Annotated in this window: 17 protein-coding genes and 1 pseudogene; 9 read left to right on the top strand and 9 right to left on the bottom strand. The window is 39.9% G+C overall.

What is annotated here, in order from left to right:
- Window positions 1-206: pseudogene (locus tag H6G92_RS32760) on the top strand (photosystem II q(b) protein); the annotation flags it as partial.
- A 208-nt stretch (window positions 207-414) separates the two neighbouring features.
- Window positions 415-1,503: a chorismate synthase gene (gene aroC / locus H6G92_RS32755; RefSeq protein WP_190900260.1), complete on the top strand. Its 1,089-nt coding sequence runs from the start codon at window positions 415-417 to the stop codon at window positions 1,501-1,503.
- 62 nt (window positions 1,504-1,565) lie between these two features.
- Here the strand turns inward: aroC and H6G92_RS32750 are convergent, their stop codons facing one another.
- Both H6G92_RS32750 and H6G92_RS32745 read right to left on the bottom strand, forming a co-directional pair.
- Window positions 1,566-1,709, bottom strand: a complete 144-nt coding sequence (locus H6G92_RS32750; RefSeq protein WP_190900258.1) for a hypothetical protein — start codon at window positions 1,707-1,709, stop codon at window positions 1,566-1,568.
- 108 nt (window positions 1,710-1,817) lie between these two features.
- Complete coding sequence (locus tag H6G92_RS32745) at window positions 1,818-2,114, bottom strand: DUF3288 family protein (protein WP_190900256.1); 297 nt, start codon at window positions 2,112-2,114, stop codon at window positions 1,818-1,820.
- A gap of 340 nt (window positions 2,115-2,454) precedes the next feature.
- On the opposite strand from H6G92_RS32745, the gene H6G92_RS32740 reads away from it, so the two are divergent.
- The gene (locus tag H6G92_RS32740; protein WP_190900254.1) at window positions 2,455-4,908 is read left to right on the top strand and encodes an ATP-dependent Clp protease ATP-binding subunit; all 2,454 of its coding nucleotides are present in this window, start codon (window positions 2,455-2,457) and stop codon (window positions 4,906-4,908) included.
- 319 nt (window positions 4,909-5,227) lie between these two features.
- Here H6G92_RS32740 and H6G92_RS32735 read toward each other — a convergent pair whose 3' ends face one another.
- The 3 genes from H6G92_RS32735 to H6G92_RS32725 form a co-directional block, all read right to left on the bottom strand.
- Window positions 5,228-6,247, bottom strand: a complete 1,020-nt coding sequence (locus tag H6G92_RS32735; RefSeq protein ID WP_190900252.1) for an aldo/keto reductase — start codon at window positions 6,245-6,247, stop codon at window positions 5,228-5,230.
- 189 nt (window positions 6,248-6,436) lie between these two features.
- Window positions 6,437-6,772, bottom strand: a complete 336-nt coding sequence (petJ, locus tag H6G92_RS32730) for a cytochrome c6 PetJ (RefSeq protein WP_190900250.1) — start codon at window positions 6,770-6,772, stop codon at window positions 6,437-6,439.
- A gap of 55 nt (window positions 6,773-6,827) precedes the next feature.
- Entirely contained in the window at window positions 6,828-7,052 is a 225-nt protein-coding gene (locus H6G92_RS32725; protein WP_190900248.1) for a hypothetical protein, read from the bottom strand.
- Between the two features lie 191 nt (window positions 7,053-7,243).
- Between H6G92_RS32725 and H6G92_RS32720 the strand changes: the two genes are divergently transcribed.
- The gene (locus H6G92_RS32720; protein WP_190900246.1) at window positions 7,244-8,044 is read left to right on the top strand and encodes a histidine kinase; all 801 of its coding nucleotides are present in this window, start codon (window positions 7,244-7,246) and stop codon (window positions 8,042-8,044) included.
- 334 nt (window positions 8,045-8,378) lie between these two features.
- Here the strand turns inward: H6G92_RS32720 and H6G92_RS32715 are convergent, their stop codons facing one another.
- The 4 genes from H6G92_RS32715 to H6G92_RS32700 all read right to left on the bottom strand — a co-directional run bounded on the left by H6G92_RS32715 (window position 8,379) and on the right by H6G92_RS32700 (window position 11,933).
- The gene (locus H6G92_RS32715; RefSeq protein WP_190900244.1) at window positions 8,379-8,570 is read right to left on the bottom strand and encodes a YqaE/Pmp3 family membrane protein; all 192 of its coding nucleotides are present in this window, start codon (window positions 8,568-8,570) and stop codon (window positions 8,379-8,381) included.
- A gap of 143 nt (window positions 8,571-8,713) precedes the next feature.
- Window positions 8,714-9,112, bottom strand: coding sequence for a phage holin family protein (locus tag H6G92_RS32710; RefSeq protein ID WP_190900242.1), 399 nt, complete (start codon window positions 9,110-9,112; stop codon window positions 8,714-8,716).
- 306 nt (window positions 9,113-9,418) lie between these two features.
- Complete coding sequence (locus H6G92_RS32705; protein ID WP_190900239.1) at window positions 9,419-9,760, bottom strand: 2Fe-2S iron-sulfur cluster-binding protein; 342 nt, start codon at window positions 9,758-9,760, stop codon at window positions 9,419-9,421.
- Between the two features lie 13 nt (window positions 9,761-9,773).
- Window positions 9,774-11,933 (bottom strand): Tex family protein, encoded by a 2,160-nt coding sequence (locus tag H6G92_RS32700; RefSeq protein ID WP_190900237.1) that lies wholly within the window; start codon window positions 11,931-11,933, stop codon window positions 9,774-9,776.
- A 570-nt stretch (window positions 11,934-12,503) separates the two neighbouring features.
- Between H6G92_RS32700 and H6G92_RS32695 the strand changes: the two genes are divergently transcribed.
- From H6G92_RS32695 to H6G92_RS32675, 5 genes are all read left to right on the top strand, one after another.
- Complete coding sequence (locus H6G92_RS32695; protein WP_242059403.1) at window positions 12,504-12,842, top strand: hypothetical protein; 339 nt, start codon at window positions 12,504-12,506, stop codon at window positions 12,840-12,842.
- 1,423 nt (window positions 12,843-14,265) lie between these two features.
- The gene (locus tag H6G92_RS32690) at window positions 14,266-14,691 is read left to right on the top strand and encodes a hypothetical protein (protein WP_190900235.1); all 426 of its coding nucleotides are present in this window, start codon (window positions 14,266-14,268) and stop codon (window positions 14,689-14,691) included.
- A gap of 202 nt (window positions 14,692-14,893) precedes the next feature.
- On the top strand, window positions 14,894-15,277 hold the full coding sequence (locus H6G92_RS32685) for an EamA family transporter (RefSeq protein ID WP_190900233.1): 384 nt from the start codon (window positions 14,894-14,896) through the stop codon (window positions 15,275-15,277).
- Between the two features lie 36 nt (window positions 15,278-15,313).
- Window positions 15,314-15,670 carry an EamA family transporter gene (locus H6G92_RS32680; protein ID WP_190900231.1) on the top strand — a complete coding sequence of 119 codons (357 nt, stop codon included), beginning with the start codon at window positions 15,314-15,316 and terminating at the stop codon, window positions 15,668-15,670.
- A 100-nt stretch (window positions 15,671-15,770) separates the two neighbouring features.
- Window positions 15,771-17,075 carry an NAD(P)/FAD-dependent oxidoreductase gene (locus H6G92_RS32675; RefSeq protein ID WP_190900229.1) on the top strand — a complete coding sequence of 435 codons (1,305 nt, stop codon included), beginning with the start codon at window positions 15,771-15,773 and terminating at the stop codon, window positions 17,073-17,075.
- Window positions 17,076-17,091: the final 16 nt, after the last annotated feature.

Here is a 17,091-nt window from a genome sequence, read left to right as displayed (position 1 = left end):
TGGCGTTCAACTTGAACGGTTTCAACTTCAACCAATCAATCATTGATTCTCAAGGTCGCGTTATCAGCACTTGGGCTGATGTAATCAACCGGGCTAACCTGGGTATGGAAGTAATGCACGAGCGCAACGCTCACAACTTCCCCTTAGATTTGGCTGCTGGTGATGTTGCTCCTGTCGCTCTGACTGCTCCTGCTATCAACGGTTAATTCTCAAGCATTAACTAAATAATAAAGCGCTCTCCCAAATTGGGAGGGCGCTTTTAATTTAAGTTAGCAACAGATGAAGTATTTCCTGTTATAGAGTTGGATAAAAACTCAGAAAAATAGCGGAAAGTTCTACAAAAATAAGAGCAAAAATCAACTTTTGTAAGAACTCTAGGTAGAATACATAAGCCTCACCTTTTTCCTCAAAATCATGGGCAATATTTTTGGTCATCTATTTCGCATTAGTACTTTTGGCGAGTCTCACGGCGGCGGTGTGGGAGTTGTGATTGATGGTTGTCCTCCACAACTAGAAATTTCGGCAGAAGAAATTCAAGTAGAACTAGATAGAAGGCGTCCAGGACAAAGTAAAATTACGACCCCCCGCAAAGAAGCGGATACCTGCGAGATTTTATCAGGGGTATTTGAAGGCAAAACTCTGGGAACGCCTATAACAATCTTGGTACGTAATCAAGATACTCGTCCTCAAGATTATGACGAGATGGCACAGAAGTATCGACCTTCTCATGCGGATGCAACTTATGATGCAAAATATGGCATTCGCAATTGGCAAGGTGGGGGTAGGTCGTCAGCGCGTGAGACAATTGGAAGAGTAGCAGCAGGTGCGATCGCTAAAAAAATTCTCCGTCAAGTCGCCAATGTCGAAATTATCGCTTACGTTAAGCGCATCAAAGACTTAGAAGGTGTAGTTGATCCAAATACTGTCACCTTAGAACAAGTGGAAAGCAACATCGTCCGCTGTCCCGATACTGAATGTTGCGATCGCATGATTGAATTAATTGAGCAAACAGGTAGACAAGGTGATTCTATCGGCGGTGTAGTAGAATGTGTGGCGCGAAATGTGCCGAAAGGTTTAGGCGAACCAGTATTTGATAAATTAGAAGCTGATATCGCTAAGGGTGTCATGTCTCTCCCTGCTAGCAAAGGCTTTGAAATAGGTTCCGGTTTTGGGGGAACGCTGCTAACGGGAATTGAGCATAACGACGAATTTTATATTGATCAAAATGATGAAATCCGCACACTAACAAACCGTTCTGGTGGTATTCAAGGGGGGATTTCCAACGGAGAAAATATTATTTTGCGAGTTGCATTTAAGCCGACAGCAACAATTAGAAAAGAGCAGAAGACTGTAACTCGTGAGGGCGAAGAAACGCTATTAGCAGCGAAAGGACGCCATGATCCTTGTGTATTACCGCGTGCAGTTCCAATGGTTGAGGCTATGGTGGCGTTGGTTCTGTGTGACCATTTGTTAAGGCATCATGGGCAGTGTAAGGTCTTGTAGGCACTACACATCGACTTACAAAAAATATTTATTTTCCTGGGGTGGGTATCTTACTCGCCCTCTTAAAAAATATTTTGACTCTGTGAACTACTCACACTGACGAGTTGTAGAATATTGGCAACTTGAATCGCTGTATAGGTTTTCCATCTTACTTTGTGTTCTTCTCTACCAGACGTTGTGCGGATGCGGTTCGTTTTCTTGCTCATCAAAATTAATCTTTCGGATCACTAGTAGTCTGTCAAGTTTAAATTGATGGGCAGAGAATATCCGAGTAAAGACCAAAGTCCTTATTCTCTAAGCGCTTTAGTGCTTATTTAATTCCAATCCTGTTCGTCTTTCTTCCCACGACTTTTGTAAATACCTCCCAGGTTGTGAATTTGGCGAGTTCTCTCATAAAGTTCCGCTTCAGTCAAACTCCACTGCTGCAAGACTTTATCTAGGTCTTTTTGGATGTCTCGTGCCCCTGGAAACCCTTGATAACGCATTCGCAGTCTAGCTAATTCTGCTAAGTTATAGTCTGTCGCCTCTTGAGCGAGTAAGATATCAATAAGAGGACGATCACGGTTATAAAGAGGGTGTTGTTGGTCTTTGCCGGCCGTTGCTTCAGTCATCGTCAGTCCTGAATGAAAAGTTAAGAGTTAAGAGTTAAGAGTGCTAAGTCTTAGTTTTTAAGTTTAGCTGAGAGCAGAGGAGCAGAAAAGGCAAAAGAAAATCATCTTTTGTACTGACAGAATAATTGTAAACTAGATAACTCCTTACTTGCTCATCACTCCTAACTCATCACTCCTAACTCCTCTTAGACGGCAACTACACCTGAGGTCTTACGGCTCTCACCACTGCCACTTAAGTTTAAATAAAGTTACATTAGTCCTTAAGAAAATACAAAAAACTTTAGATGAGGGTGAATTTATCTCACCCAAAGTCCAAGCAGCAAGGGAGCAAGAACCCGCTATGTTTGAACACTTCACTTCCGAAGCCATAAGAGTAATTATGCTAGCTCAGGAGGAAGCACGTCGCCTGGGACACAACTTCGTAGGAACTGAACAAATTCTCCTGGGTTTGATGGGAGAAGGAACTGGGGTTGCTGCTAAAGTGCTGGCCGAATTAGGCGTTACCCTCAAAGACGCACGCCGCGAGGTAGAAAAAATTATTGGTAGAGGTTCTGGCTTTGTACCACCGGAAATTCCTTTTACCCCCAAGGTGAAAAGCCTCTTTGAGCAATCTTTTAAAGAAGCTCATAGTCTGGGACAGAATTACATTAACACTGAACACTTACTCTTAGGATTGACCGAGGCTGGTGAAGGTGTCGCCGCCAAAGTCCTGCAAAATCTAGGGGTAGACTTCAAGAGTGTCCGCAGCGCCATAGTTCGGCGTTTGGGTGAAAATGCCCCAGCTTTAGCTGGTGGTGGTAGTCAAAAGCGCACCCAACCGCTAACGATGGAAGAGTTTGGCAGGAATTTGACCAAATTAGCACAAGAAGGCAGACTCGACCCTGTAGTGGGTCGCCAGAAGGAAATTGAGCGTGCGATCCAAATTCTCGGTCGCCGCACTAAGAATAACCCAGTGTTGATTGGCGAACCAGGAGTTGGTAAAACTGCGATCGCAGAAGGTCTAGCTCAACGGATTATCAACCAAGATGTTCCTGAAACCTTACAGGGCAAGCAAGTCATCAGCCTCGATATGGGGTCATTGGTAGCTGGAACTCGCTTCCGTGGCGATTTTGAAGAACGCATCAAAAAAGTCGTGGAAGAAGTCCGCACTGTGGGCAATATCATTCTGGTAATTGACGAAATTCACACCTTGGTTGGCGCTGGTGGTACAGAAGGTGGTTTGGATGCAGCCAACATCCTCAAACCTGCCTTAGCACGGGGTGAACTCCAGTGCATAGGCGCAACTACCCTTGATGAGTATCGGAAGCACATTGAGCGCGATGCTGCCCTAGAGCGTCGTTTCCAACCAATTATGGTTGGGGAACCCTCAGTAGAAGAAACCGTACAAATTCTTTACGGCTTGCGCGGCGCTTACGAACAGCACCACAAAGTCACAATTTTGGATGCAGCACTTGTAGCAGCAGCAGAATTATCAGACCGCTATATTAGCGATCGCTTCTTGCCCGACAAGGCAATAGACTTGATTGATGAAGCTGGTTCTCGCGTTCGTCTGCGGAACTCTCAGAGTTCTCCTAATAAAGAACTCAAGCGTGAACTCGCTGGCGTTACCAAAGAAAAAGAAGCAGCAGTCAGAGTCCAAGATTTTGACAAAGCTACACAACTGCGCGACCAAGAGTTAAAACTCGCAGAACAACTGCAAGCAACGTTTACACCAAACGATCAACCTGTCAACTCTACTGTAGTTGATGAAGAAGACATCGCCCAAATCGTTGCCTCTTGGACTGGCGTACCAGTTAACAAGCTAACTGAATCTGAGTCAGAGTTGCTTCTGCACCTAGAAGACACCCTCCACCAACGGCTCATCGGTCAAGAGCAAGCAGTCTCGGCTGTATCCCGCGGTATCCGTCGCGCCCGCGTTGGATTAAAAAATCCCAATCGTCCTATTGCTAGCTTTATCTTCTCTGGCCCAACTGGAGTTGGTAAAACAGAATTGGCGAAGGCACTAGCTGCCTACTTCTTCGGTTCGGAAGACTCGATGATTCGCCTAGATATGTCCGAATACATGGAAAGCCACACTGTCGCCAAGCTAATTGGTTCGCCTCCTGGTTATGTGGGATACGATGAAGGCGGACAACTTACAGAAGCTGTGCGGCGGAAACCATACTCAGTGCTGCTATTCGACGAAATCGAAAAAGCTCACCCCGATGTATTCAATATGCTGCTGCAACTCTTGGATGACGGTCACCTTACTGATGCCAAAGGTCGGAAAGTGGACTTCAAGAATACGCTGATCATTTTGACTTCCAACATCGGTTCCAAGGTGATTGAAAAAGGTGGTAGTGGCTTAGGCTTTGATTTTGACACTCAAGCCGATGCTAGTTATAACCGCATCCGCACCTTAGTAAATGAGGAATTGAAAGCTTACTTCCGTCCTGAGTTCCTCAACCGTCTCGATGAGATTATTGTCTTCACCCAGCTTTCCAAGGATGAAGTTAAGCAAATCGCTGAAATTATGCTCCGCGATGTTGCTAGCCGCTTGGTGGAAAAGGGAATTATCCTAGAAGTTAGCGATCGCTTCAAAGAACGTGTGGTACAAGAAGGCTATAACCCCAGCTATGGTGCTAGACCATTACGCCGGGCAATTATGCGCCTCCTAGAGGATTCTCTGGCCGAAGCAATGCTGTCTGGTGAAATTACAGATGGAGACACAGCAATTATCGATGTTGATGATGACTCTCAGGTGAGAGTACAAAAATCAGAAAAACGAGAATTGCTCTTGGCAAATGTTAGCTGATATGTTGGCTAATATTTATACCTAATCACTTTTTGGTGTAATATTTGAGAAGCACTCAAGCCTCTCGTCTAAGTAGAGGCACCAACAGGGGCATCTCCGACAAACATAAAGTGAAATGGTATTTATATCTTTCACCCCTGGTAGAAATACCGGGGGCTTTTTTGTGTTGGGGCGTGTTTTTTTGATGTTTCTACAATAGCATTAGCTGCTAAGGAAACTTCCTCAGCGTCAATATAAGCATCTGGTGAAGTTTAGGGGCATGTCTAGCAACAGTAGTTTCCACAGTAACCTTCACCGGATATCATCCCTTTCCCGATAATTATCGGCGATATTCGTCGCCACAATCGCCGATAAGCTGGTACAAATCGCGTGATTGGCGAGATACAGCATTGATGCGATCGCGATCGTCAGCATCTAAACTAAAACTAAATACTTTGGCGTTATCTTCTATATGTTCAGATACACCGAGTCTGGCACCAACTATCACACCTCCCACAGTTGGCTGATCTAAAATGTAATGTACTGCCACGTTGGAGATGCTTACCCCATGCTTATTAGCAATTTCCTTTAGAATAGCCAGCAACTCTTGAAATAATCGCCAACCACCCCAAGCATCGATCATATTTTTATATTTTTTTAAACTAGCAGTGGATAAATCAAATCCTTGTGGTTCCGGTTTACCCAGATAGTTTTCTGATAACAAACCGCCGCACAATGTACCGTAAGTAAAAAGCTTTATGTCATGCTGTTCACAAAACTCCACCATATTAACTTCAGGACGGCGGTCAACAAGGGAAAATTGCACTTGGTTAGAAACAATTTTGATACCTGCTTCGGTAATAATCTTCAAGTTTTCCGTGTCAAAATTAGTTAAACCTAGATGCTTAATTTTACCCTCAGTCTGAAGTTCTGCCATATACTTGAGGGCATCCAGGTAATTTTTATCCTGATATTCCCACCAGTGAAATTGCATCAAATCTAACGATTCCACATTCATTCTTCTCAGAGAAATATCAATATTTTCCTCGACCAGTTTCTTCGTCATTTTGCCTGGACGAGGCACCCATTTTGTAAATGCTTGTACCTTGGATAAAGCATCTTTCCCACGAGTATCAATTAGTTGACAGCGAAACTCACCAATAAAGTCTTCTGCGGGCCCGTAATGGTCTGCTAAATCCCAAGTGGTAAAGCCTGCATCTAAATACTTGAACATAGTCTCAATGGCGGCATTGGGATTTATCTGTCCGTGTGCGCCGGAGACTTGCCACATACCATTTAATATGCGGCAGATGTTTAAATCGGGAGTGAATTGGAGACGGCTAGCTGCGGGTAAGTTCATTTTCAAGTTTGGGAGTTAGGAGTAACCACTGCGTTACTCTGGTCAATAGAGTTGTCGCAAGTGGCGTTGAAAACGAAAGAATTAAGATTTTAATGATATATAAATCATAGCTGATCATTATTAATTCCTAACTTCTAACTCCTGTACAGACGCGATTAATCGCATCTCTAACTCCTAACTCCTAACTTTCTAATGCCAGCCTTTTTCAGCTTGTTCGAGAACGTAAGCAGCAACATCTTTAATTTGCTGTTCATTGAGGCGCTCTTTGTAAGCTGACATATTATTTTTACCATTGGTAATTATAGATGTAACTGCCTCTATTGAATCCATCCCGTATTTTTTTAGCGCTTGCTTTTTGAGATTTTTACCACGCCTAACTATGTTGCTGCCGTTGATATGACAACCAGCACAATGAACACTAAATATTTGTTCCCCGTTAGCTGTGTCTACTGCACTAGCAGGCAAAGTAAAAGTACTGATTAATAACAAAAATGTTACTAATACTAATGCAAGTAAATTTTTCAATTAACTTCTCCCGATTTTGACATACTATTTGCAGGTATAAATGTAAGAAGAAATACTAAAGGGATTCAAAGTCTGTTGTAAATCCAGCAAAATTTGCACAATCTTCTTGAAAGGCTTCTGCATCACTAACATCCTCAATTTTATAGGACATGATGCGCGTACCATCTGGCATTTTTTTGGAACCAATTAATTCACCTTGATATTTCTCTGCGATCGCTTTAAATTCAGTACCATAAAGCTTCCAGGCATCACCTGAACAAGTAATATTTACTTGCCACATATTTTCATCTCAATTACTACCAACAAATATTAATCATCTCACAAATGGGCAACATGCTACACATCACCTCTTTAGGGCTATTATTTTCTATCTAAAGGAAGTGCCAAGCCTTATCAGGCTACGCCATAATATGTGTATGAGAACATGTCTAGAAAATTTTATCCAAATTAGTTAAATCCCAAGAGTTGAAAATGCCTAACAATATCAAACAGCAAATTCAAGCAGACCTGCAACAAGCTAAAGAAACTGGGCAATTAAGAACTGAGCGGATTCGAGAAATTGTGAAATCCGCAGTTTCTCAAGTTGCGTCTGAGTTTAAACAAGGTTCTAGTGAAGTTCGTAACCTTGTTAAAGATGCAGTTTCTGCTGTAATTGAAAACTTCCAAGAAAAAGGTAGCGAACTCAAAGATGAAGTGACAGCTTCCATTGAAGGAGCACTAGAAGGGATTAATAGTAAAAGGCACGAAAGCATTGCTCAAACTCAGACAGATATAAAGAGGCTACAGGCTCAACTGGATGGTGAAGAAGAACAACTCCAGCAAGAGGTTGATGTAATTTTGGCAGAGATTGAAGAAACCGGTAAGGAAAAACCAGCTAGTACCAAAACTGCAATAGATTCTGCTGTAAATGCTATCAAAGATAGTGAAGAAGTAGGATTGTTAAAGAAACGTTACGCGCAACTGCAAGCGCAACTAGCCATTGTCCGAGCTAACTTAGCTGCACGCTATGGCGGACGTAATATGGAAGTTCAAGATTATCTAGACGAGGCTAAACACTGGTACGACAAAGCTCGTCCTCAAGCAGAATCTATGGCTGTACAGGTAGAACAAAAGCGATCGCAGCTAGAAGATAAACTGGGTGAAGCTGGTACATCTCTAGCAAGAAAAGAGCGCCAAATCAAACAAACATTAAGGGAGTTACTCTTAACGGCAGCTGACTTGTTCAAAGATAAGGAGCCTGCTAATAAAGAGCGCGAGACTATTCATAAATAGTTTGCTTTGATGTTGATTTGGCTCAATAAATCTTAAGATGGTGCGTTAAGCTAAAGCTTAACGCACCATCTTAATATAGGGGTGCATGCATTATACCAAGTTGTCTTTGTTCGTATTATTTGTTCAATCAGTCATTTCAGTAACGACCTTTATTCTAAATAATACCAACTTTTGCAACTTGGTATTAGGCACTATTTCAGAAATGTTTTTTTTGCAAATAATCTTGAAATATAAGTCTACCAAAATGAGCAGATTCCATACATAAAAATTAGCGCGTTAGGTTTTTAACCTAACGCACCTACTTAATTAGAAGCCCTAATATTAATCTTACGTATTAGTAAATGCCTCCTTCTCTATTCAGCTGTTCATCATGCTTGGCAATAACCCAAATTGCATGAATACTACCGGGAAGCCAACCTAGAACTGTGAGCAGAATGTTAATAAACAAAGTCGGGCCAACACCAACTGTCAAGAAAACGCCTAAAGGAGGCACTAACAAACCTAGAAGATAACGAACTAATTTCATGATTTTACAACTTTGTGATTTTGTTTAACTACGTTCTCTTGAAGATACCGAATTAGAAAATCTACCTCATGAGTTAACTTAATTCGGAGATTTTATATGGAGTAGAAACAGGATATACCTAATGTTTCTACTCCTATTGATACTTATCTAGAGGGTAATTGATCTTGGCTTTTAATATTACCACTGCCGGTTAAAAGGTTTCTTTCAACGAAGTAGTTGTTAATGAAGGTGTTAGCAAAAGTTAGAATAACTGGCCCAAGAAGGAAACCAATAATTCCGCGAACTGAGAAGCCTGGAACGAACGCTGATGCTAACCAAAAACACAAACCGTTGACGACGAGCGAAAATGCTCCAAATGATAGAAAGTTAAGTGGTAGAGAAAGAGTAGAGAGAACTGGTTTAACTGAACCGTTAATTAGACCAATTGCTAAAGCGGCAATCATCGCTGCGGGAAAATTAGCAATATTAACGCCTGGAACAACTAAATCAACAATTAACAGGCTCAAAGCTGTAGCTAGGGCGGTTAATAATGGTGTTAACATTTTTCTTACCTAATCACTAGAGATTTTTTGTAACTTCTTATCTCATCTTCAACTATGTGCTAGGTTTTAGCCTCTCTTGCAAGATAGAATTACCTTCTATCGTTAGGCCGATCATTTAGAAAAATATACGATTCTTATACATATATTATATACATGCAATACATTGTAAAGTCGCAAAACTATGCTCCCTTACTCTGTTCAACCAATTGCAAAACTTACAAGTGCTGTGATGCCTTATATTTAAGGGTGCCTCAAATATAAGGCACCCTACGAATTTAAGATTAATTTAATGTGAACGGGCAAAAATCAGTCAGATTTTCCAGACTCAGGCTGATAGTAAAGTGCTGATTTATATAAAACTTGTTCTTGATGGGTTTCTAAACTGCAATTAGATAAAGGGTAAGTCACACAAGTCACGACATAACCAGCTTGTATTTCACTTGGACGCAGAAATTTTTGCTCACTTTGATCAACTTCACCACTAATGAGTTTGGCGACACAGGCAGAACATTCGCCTTGTTTACACCCAGATGGTAGGCGGATACCAGTATCTTCCGCCATATCTAGAATATATTGATCATCAGGTACTTGAATGGTGCGATCTAACCCAAGTGTAGGATTGATAAATCGAACTTGATAAACTGCCATCTGCTGTTTCTAATTATTGCTTAACTGTTTTCATAGACAAACTAATCCGCTTCAGTTTCTCGTTGATTTCTAACACCTGCACTTTGACTACTTGTCCAACTTTGACAACTTTTTTCGGATCGTCTATAAATCTATCAGCAAGTTGAGATATATGCACCAAGCCATCTTGATGTACGCCGATATCGACAAACGCGCCGAAGTTAGCGACATTTGTAATCATTCCCTCTAGTTCCATTCCCACCTTTAAGTCCCTGATTTCCTTAATTCCTTCTTTGAAGGTGGCATACTTAAACTCAGCGCGAGGATCTCTACCTGGTTTTTCTAGTTCGCTGAGAATGTCGCGCAGTGTGGGTTCACCGACGCTATCGGTAACGTATTTCTTTAGGTTGGTCTTTTTGAGTTTTTCGGCAATTTGTGTGACCTGATTTAATGGCACATTTAGATCAGATGCGATCGCTTCTACTACAGAATAACTCTCTGGATGCACTGCTGTATTATCCAATGGGTTTTCACCGCCGCGAATCCGCAGAAAACCCGCCGCTTGTTCAAAGGCCTTTGGCCCCAGCTTCGGAACTTTCAAAAGTTGCCGGCGATTTTTAAAGGCTCCATGCTGGTTACGATAGGTGACAATATTATTGGCAACACTTGCCGTAATGCCAGAGACAGAAGTGAGAAGTTCTTTGGATGCGGTGTTTAAGTCTACACCGACGTAGTTAACGCAGCTTTCTACGGTGTCATCTAATTTCTTTTTCAACAACTTCTGATCGACATCGTGCTGATATTGTCCCACACCAATGGATTTGGGATCAATTTTCACCAGTTCCGCCAAAGGGTCTTGTAAACGGCGACCGATGCTAATCGCACCGCGCACGGTAATATCTAAATCGGGAAACTCTTCCAGCGCCACTTTACTTGCAGAATATATAGATGCGCCAGACTCATTCACCATCACTTTCACTGGTTTGCGTTCTATATTTTGTAATACTTGTGTGACAAATTCCTCTGTCTCGCGGGAGGCTGTACCGTTACCGATGGCGATTAACTCAATTTTGTACTTTTCAATCAGATTTTTGACAATTTGTGCTGCTTTGAGTCGTTGTTCAGCCGCTTGGTGGGGAAATACTGCTTGATATTCCAAAAATTTCCCCGTTTGGTCGAGGACAGCAACTTTACATCCAGTTCTAAATCCAGGGTCTATCGCCAGCGTTGGTTTCATACCTGCTGGTGCAGACAGCAGCAACTCCCGCAGATTAGTTTCAAATGTCTTGATCGATTCTATATCTGCATAAATTTTCTTCTCAGAAATTACCTCTCCCATTAGAGAGATTTTCATCAAACGGTTAAATGCATCCTTCAGCATCGCCTGATAAAAATCCCGAATTGTCCGAACTTTAGTTTTAATTTCTTTCGACTCAAGATAGTAAAGTACCGTATCCTCATCGAAAGCAATTTCAAAGCTTAATACTTTCTCAGTTTCACCCCGACACAACGCCAGCATATTGTGAGGTGCAATATTTGTTACCCTAATTTGATAGTTACGGTACATCTCAAATTTGGTTGTACCTTCGGGATAATCATCTTTGATGCGGGAGACAAATACCCCTTCTTGTAAAAGATAATCGCGGATATATGACCGTAATTCAGCTTTTTCAGCCACTTCTTCCGCTAAAATATCGGCAGCACCTTTGAGCGCTTCTTCTGCTGTTTTTACTCCCTTAGTTTCAGAAATATACTTAGCCGCTTCTTCTTCTAATGAAGCTATCGCAGCATTTTTGACATTTAGCAACTTGATAAATTCCGCCAGTGGTTCGAGTCCTTTTTCTCTGGCGATAGTGGCGCGGGTGCGTCGTTTTGGTCGATAGGGTAAGTATAAATCCTCAAGTTCGGTTTTTTGTAAGCAGGATGAGATTTTGGCTTTGAGTTCATCTGTAAGTTTACCTTGGTCAGCGATCGCACTTAAAATCACCGATTTTCGTTCTTCCAGTTCTGTTAAATAAGTATATCGATCAGCCAGTTCACGTAGTTGCACTTCATTCATCTCATCAGTGCGCTCTTTGCGGTAACGTGCAATAAAGGGAATTGTTGCACCCTCCGCCAAAAGTTCCAGCGCATTTTGCACCTGATGGGGTTTGAGGTTTATTTCAGTTGCCAGTAATTGAGGAATGTTCAGCATTAGGTGTCTAAAATGAAAAAATGAAAATGCTACTTCTAAAGGTAATATGCTAGATCCTGATCCTGGCGCAAGTCCAAAGTTTTAAGGTAATTTACCAGATGATTGCTCACAAGAGTGTAATTGGCAAATATAGACAAAACCCACCTACGCAAGTTTTAAACCCTTTCAATCCGCATGGGTAAAGTATTGCTAAAAGAGAGTTTGTATAGCATAGCGCAGCTATGCTGAGTCGGGATAGCGGCAAAACGAGCGTCACCGGAAGGGATTGTGTACTCCTTCCTATAGATGTAGCATCTCATACCTCTATTCTTAAAGCTTACTACGCACAGCATCGACCATAGAGAAAGGAGTTATTCGCCAAGCTTTTGGGTGCTTCACCTATCGGAATCATTACAGCAATTCTAAATTAGATTATGTAGATTTTCAAAGCTCAAATGCTTGATATCTGAGGTCTAGCAATACCTCACCAGCATAGGAAGCGCAATATTCCAATTGGTATAAGATCCAACGTTGCGTAATCTTGACTTTCCATAACATTTATTTCTATGGGCTGTTGTAGCTAAAACCTTATTGGATGTAAAATTAACCACAATTACAAAAACAATTTCAATTTGTTTTATACGCACAACAACTTTTAGTTCAGAAGTTAGTAAAATGCCTTTGTTTTTCTTGATACCACTGTGTACTGCTTTAGCTATTGGCTACTTATTTAAAAAGAGTACTGATGAAATTGCATATCTTGCAGGTGTATTTGCAGCTATTAGCTTGATTTTAACCTTAGTATTAGCACCCTGGCAGATTCAGTTTGGATTGTTAATCATTGTCTTAATCATTACCAACAAGCTTTTGCAGGAAAATGAATCCAAACAGATTGAAGCTACAGGAAAGCAATCTAGAGAAATTAAATAATCCCAACTACCACGAACTTATTTTTCTAAACTTTAAACTGGTGGATAATTAGAAGACAGCGACCCCAGTAATATCTTTAAAAATAGAACTTGGTAATTATTATTTATCGAAACGTCTTTCCTGTGAGTATGGTATTGACTGCTTTAAACTCGCTTTTTAACTAGGATATTTCCTATTCAGCTTATGAACCCTATTCTCAAATAAAGCTTGATGAAAAAATTCAGAAATAGGGTCTTTCTACTTACTTGATGTCTGAATTAACTTTCAACTAAATTTTCTTGCGTCAAGCAGGTACAGAGCTACGGATTTTGAGGCAGGAGGTAAAAACTCTTAATATCTGATTTTGAGTCTTGCATTTTGTACCTCAGTTACTTGCAAACTTCTGTAAACCTGAATTTGAAGATTTTCGTGGGTAAATAGAAAACGATTTAGACTCCCGTTGCCATCTATAATTTTTTTGTAATTTTTTATACTTAGTGCAATTTTATACTAAAGCTTTTCTTTTTTTGCGCTGCTGTTCAAGCTGCAATTCTGATTTAGATAACTCTTAGCTTTACACTTTTATAGGAATCCTATTTGATTTTTGAAAAACTCCGTGCAACTTCAAGTTACTTCTTCTCTGTATATTATTTTCTACCTAAGGGAGTAATATAAGTTCAAAAATCAAAGCGGGCTGCTATGGAGTTTTATACTAAATCGCTACTTCTGCAAGTTTGTTATCCAGAAAGTGCTTCATAAATGTACAAATCCTCAAAACAAAAATTCATTTAGAGAAAGTTTCGATTTTATGAAGTTTTTGTTTAAGTATATTTTCGGAAAATGAATTTTTGATGAAGTGTAGCGATAAATTTGCAACATACCTTTCTCGTGGTATTCTAGTAAGTGATTACATGTAAGAATAAATTTAAAGTAAACCTCTAGTTAAAATTACATGTAATAAAAACAGTCAAGCAAACCTAACCTTAAAATAATGTGAAAATATCTCAAATCTGATGCAATCAACATCAACTCTGAGTTGATAAACCAACACTAGTTTATATTAGCTATTAGTGTGGTCAAAGGCTCCATTTGGACATGCAGGAATATTTCCTATAAACCTGTAAAGCGCATTACCGTGAACGGATTTATCTATTGATTTCTGCAACTAAGCAGACTCCTATTACTTATTGTATTCCCATGTCCAAAAAGAGTACATATAGACATTTAATTTGAGTACAAACTTTTATTAATCGGCTTAATTCACAGCCGAGGTTGCAGATATATCTGTGAGCTTGGAGAAATTCTATGCTATATCGGTAAAACAATAAATTTTTCTAGAGCAAATTAAAGGCATTTTCAATCCAGCTTTGTTTTGATGTATAAGTTAATGGACTGAGAGGTTCAGTAGTGTCTTCAACAAGATTTCTACAGCAGGATACAACTGATGAAAGTTAATGAATGGATTAATCAAAAATTCTGGCAATCCATTATTATTCGTTTCGCTCCATCTGTTGAATATGTGGGTGGAATCCGACTTCAGCATAAGCGGTGTCTACGAGGGTCTACACCTACGCACACTGCTAAATTTTCTCCAGAGAAGATTTGTGGCAAAGGCCTCAACCTTGCCTATGTCTGCATAGACTATGACCTAGATAGTGCGATCGCACTAAAAGTATTATTGAAGCATAACTGGCTGATACAGAAGATTTCTGCAATTCACAGTTCGGCAAAGCCTAAATTGATTGTGCCAATTACCAAGAAAAAAGACTGGTTTGTCTTGGAATATAACGCATTATACCAATTGAGCGTACTTTACTCCGATAATGTCGGACGCTGCCATAATACAGTAGCCATATTGGAAGCTGCATAGTATTTAGTTGCTAACTCTTGGGCATTAGCTTCGATGCTCTTTGATATCAGTACCTTCAACATAGCCTTCCTAATTTTGCTGTCTATTTATTAAAGTGGAAGCCGAATTGCACAGAAGGTGTGGTCGAGATCAGAAAGGTTCAAAATGATGAGATGTTTCCTGTCTGGTTGATACATTCTATATCGAGTGAGGCAAATGTACTATGAAATCTATGTCGCAAACTTCAAACTTTAAAATAATTCCTTATATCATTTTATTTGTCAGTATTTTATTTAGTATTTCTGGGCAATTGCTGATGAAGCATACTATGAGTAATACAAATGAGGGATTATTTAATTGGGTATTTATTCAAAAATTAGTATTAGCTATTACTGTTTATTGCTTGGGAGTAGTAAATTGGATATTGGCTCTGCGGTCTGTAAAACTGAGTATTGCTTATCCACTGACTAGTTTAAATTATGTCGGGATACTTTTTGGTTCATACTACTTTTTTAATGAAGTGATTACACTAACTCGTATAGGAGGAGTAATCACGATTTTTTTGGGTGTTCTATTAGTGGTCATCCCATTAAAAAAATCTACATAAATTTATAGTAAATCTCATAATAATAAGGATTGATAAATGAACATAATTACTTGGCTAGTTTTAATGCTTGTAGTTTTATTCGGAACAACAGCTAACCTATCACTAAAGTATGGACTTTACATTTCTAGCCCTACGAAAGGAGCAAGCACATCTATCCGAAATCTGTTATTGTCTCGTTATTTTTGGATTTGGTTTGTCTGCTATGCATTTATGACTATATTGTGGCTTTATGTATTGCAGACAATTCCTCTGAGTCAAGCATTTCCAGTTCTAGGATTAATGTATGCACTTATACCAATTGCTTCTCATTATCTTCTAAAAGAGCAAGTTATATTTAGCCAGTGGGTAGGGATTTCCATTATCATAACTGGTGTAGTTCTTGTTGTAAGCTAATAGATAAATGCACAGAGATCAAGGCTATTAATTAATATTAAAGTTCTCTGAATATAAATCTCAAAAGTGTCGCTACAAAAATCTAAATTAAATTAAATTTATGAATATAGGCATCATTGGCGGAGGTATAACTGGGCTAGTATTAGCCCAACGTCTTTCACATCAAGGACATAAAGTAACTGTATTCGATAGTAATAAGCAGCTTGGTGGTCTTACCACCTACCATGATTATGGGTTGTTTACCTGGGATCGCTTTTATCACGTTATCCTACCTTCTGATACTCATTTAATAAATTTTCTCAGAGATATTGGTCTTGGAGATAAACTACGTTGGCATCGAAGTTTAACAGGCTTCTACGACAGTAAAAAATTCTATTCTATCAGTAATAGCATAGAATTTTTACGCTTTCCCTTGTTTGGACTTATAGGTAAAATCAGATTAGCTTTTACTCTCCTGTATGGTTCACGACTTAATAACTGGCGGCGATTAGAGAAGATTTTAGTTGAAGATTGGCTCTTGAAACTCGGTGGGAAAAATACATACGAAAAACTCTGGAAACCGTTGCTTTTATCTAAATTAGGAGAGAACTATAAGCGAATCTCAGCAGTTTTTATCTGGGCTTACATCAAACGACTATTTTCAGCACGGGATTCTTCATTAAATAAAGAACAACTTGGTTATGTCTCAGGTGGTTACAAAACTGTTTTTGACCATATAGAAAAATTAATTTACGCGGCTGGAGGACATATCCATACAGGTGTAGCGGTAGAATATATCGCACCTCATCCAGGGGGTGGAATGTGGGTAGAATATCAGGGCAAAAAAGAACATTTTGATAAAGTCATCTTTACTGGCCCAGTTAATATTCTGCAACAGGTTGCTGCCAATGAATTGGTGAAAGTTTCAGACACTGGTGAAACAGTAGAATACCTGGGTGTAATCTGCATGGTACTTATTACTCGTAAGGCTCTAGTCCCTTATTACGTAGTAAATATTGCCGATAGAAATATTCCCTTTACCGGAGTCATCGGTATGAGCAACTTAGTTTCTTTGCAAGAGACAGAAGGATATCACATGACATTCCTACCAAAATATATACTTTCCACTGACCCACTGTTAAAACAGCCAGACGATGAATTGCGCCAAGTATTTTTCCAGGGTATACGTTTGATGTTTCCAGAACTTAAAGCAGATGATATTGTCGCGGCACACATTAATCGAGCTATTAAAGTACAGCCACTACAAGTTTTAGATTATTCAAGCCTTGTTCCAAAAGTGAGTACTGAAAACGATGATTTTTTCGTCGTCAATACCTCACAGTTGGTCAATGATAGTGTCAACAACAATGCTGTTGTGCGACAGGTCGATGAATTTCTTAAAAAATCAACATTACTGAATTCTTGAAAGTTGCGTAATGATA

The organism is Nostoc foliaceum FACHB-393, from assembly GCF_014698505.1.
In the GTDB taxonomy this organism is placed as follows: domain Bacteria; phylum Cyanobacteriota; class Cyanobacteriia; order Cyanobacteriales; family Nostocaceae; genus Nostoc; species Nostoc foliaceum_A.
This window is presented reverse-complemented; position numbering and strand designations above follow the sequence as displayed.

What these genes read in the sequence shown, in the direction of transcription:
- H6G92_RS32700 (WP_190900237.1), bottom strand. Translation starts at nt 11,933, where the DNA reads ATGCTGAACATTCCTCAATTACTGGCAACTGAAATAAACCTCAAACCC.
- H6G92_RS32745 (WP_190900256.1), bottom strand. Translation starts at nt 2,114, where the DNA reads ATGACTGAAGCAACGGCCGGCAAAGACCAACAACACCCTCTTTATAAC.
- H6G92_RS32705 (WP_190900239.1), bottom strand. Translation starts at nt 9,760, where the DNA reads ATGGCAGTTTATCAAGTTCGATTTATCAATCCTACACTTGGGTTAGAT.
- H6G92_RS32735 (WP_190900252.1), bottom strand. Translation starts at nt 6,247, where the DNA reads ATGAACTTACCCGCAGCTAGCCGTCTCCAATTCACTCCCGATTTAAAC.
- H6G92_RS32675 (WP_190900229.1), top strand. Translation starts at nt 15,771, where the DNA reads ATGAATATAGGCATCATTGGCGGAGGTATAACTGGGCTAGTATTAGCC.
- H6G92_RS32720 (WP_190900246.1), top strand. Translation starts at nt 7,244, where the DNA reads ATGCCTAACAATATCAAACAGCAAATTCAAGCAGACCTGCAACAAGCT.
- H6G92_RS32715 (WP_190900244.1), bottom strand. Translation starts at nt 8,570, where the DNA reads ATGAAATTAGTTCGTTATCTTCTAGGTTTGTTAGTGCCTCCTTTAGGC.
- H6G92_RS32740 (WP_190900254.1), top strand. Translation starts at nt 2,455, where the DNA reads ATGTTTGAACACTTCACTTCCGAAGCCATAAGAGTAATTATGCTAGCT.
- aroC (WP_190900260.1), top strand. Translation starts at nt 415, where the DNA reads ATGGGCAATATTTTTGGTCATCTATTTCGCATTAGTACTTTTGGCGAG.
- H6G92_RS32725 (WP_190900248.1), bottom strand. Translation starts at nt 7,052, where the DNA reads ATGTGGCAAGTAAATATTACTTGTTCAGGTGATGCCTGGAAGCTTTAT.
- H6G92_RS32750 (WP_190900258.1), bottom strand. Translation starts at nt 1,709, where the DNA reads ATGAGCAAGAAAACGAACCGCATCCGCACAACGTCTGGTAGAGAAGAA.
- H6G92_RS32710 (WP_190900242.1), bottom strand. Translation starts at nt 9,112, where the DNA reads ATGTTAACACCATTATTAACCGCCCTAGCTACAGCTTTGAGCCTGTTA.
- H6G92_RS32680 (WP_190900231.1), top strand. Translation starts at nt 15,314, where the DNA reads ATGAACATAATTACTTGGCTAGTTTTAATGCTTGTAGTTTTATTCGGA.
- H6G92_RS32685 (WP_190900233.1), top strand. Translation starts at nt 14,894, where the DNA reads ATGAAATCTATGTCGCAAACTTCAAACTTTAAAATAATTCCTTATATC.
- H6G92_RS32690 (WP_190900235.1), top strand. Translation starts at nt 14,266, where the DNA reads ATGAAAGTTAATGAATGGATTAATCAAAAATTCTGGCAATCCATTATT.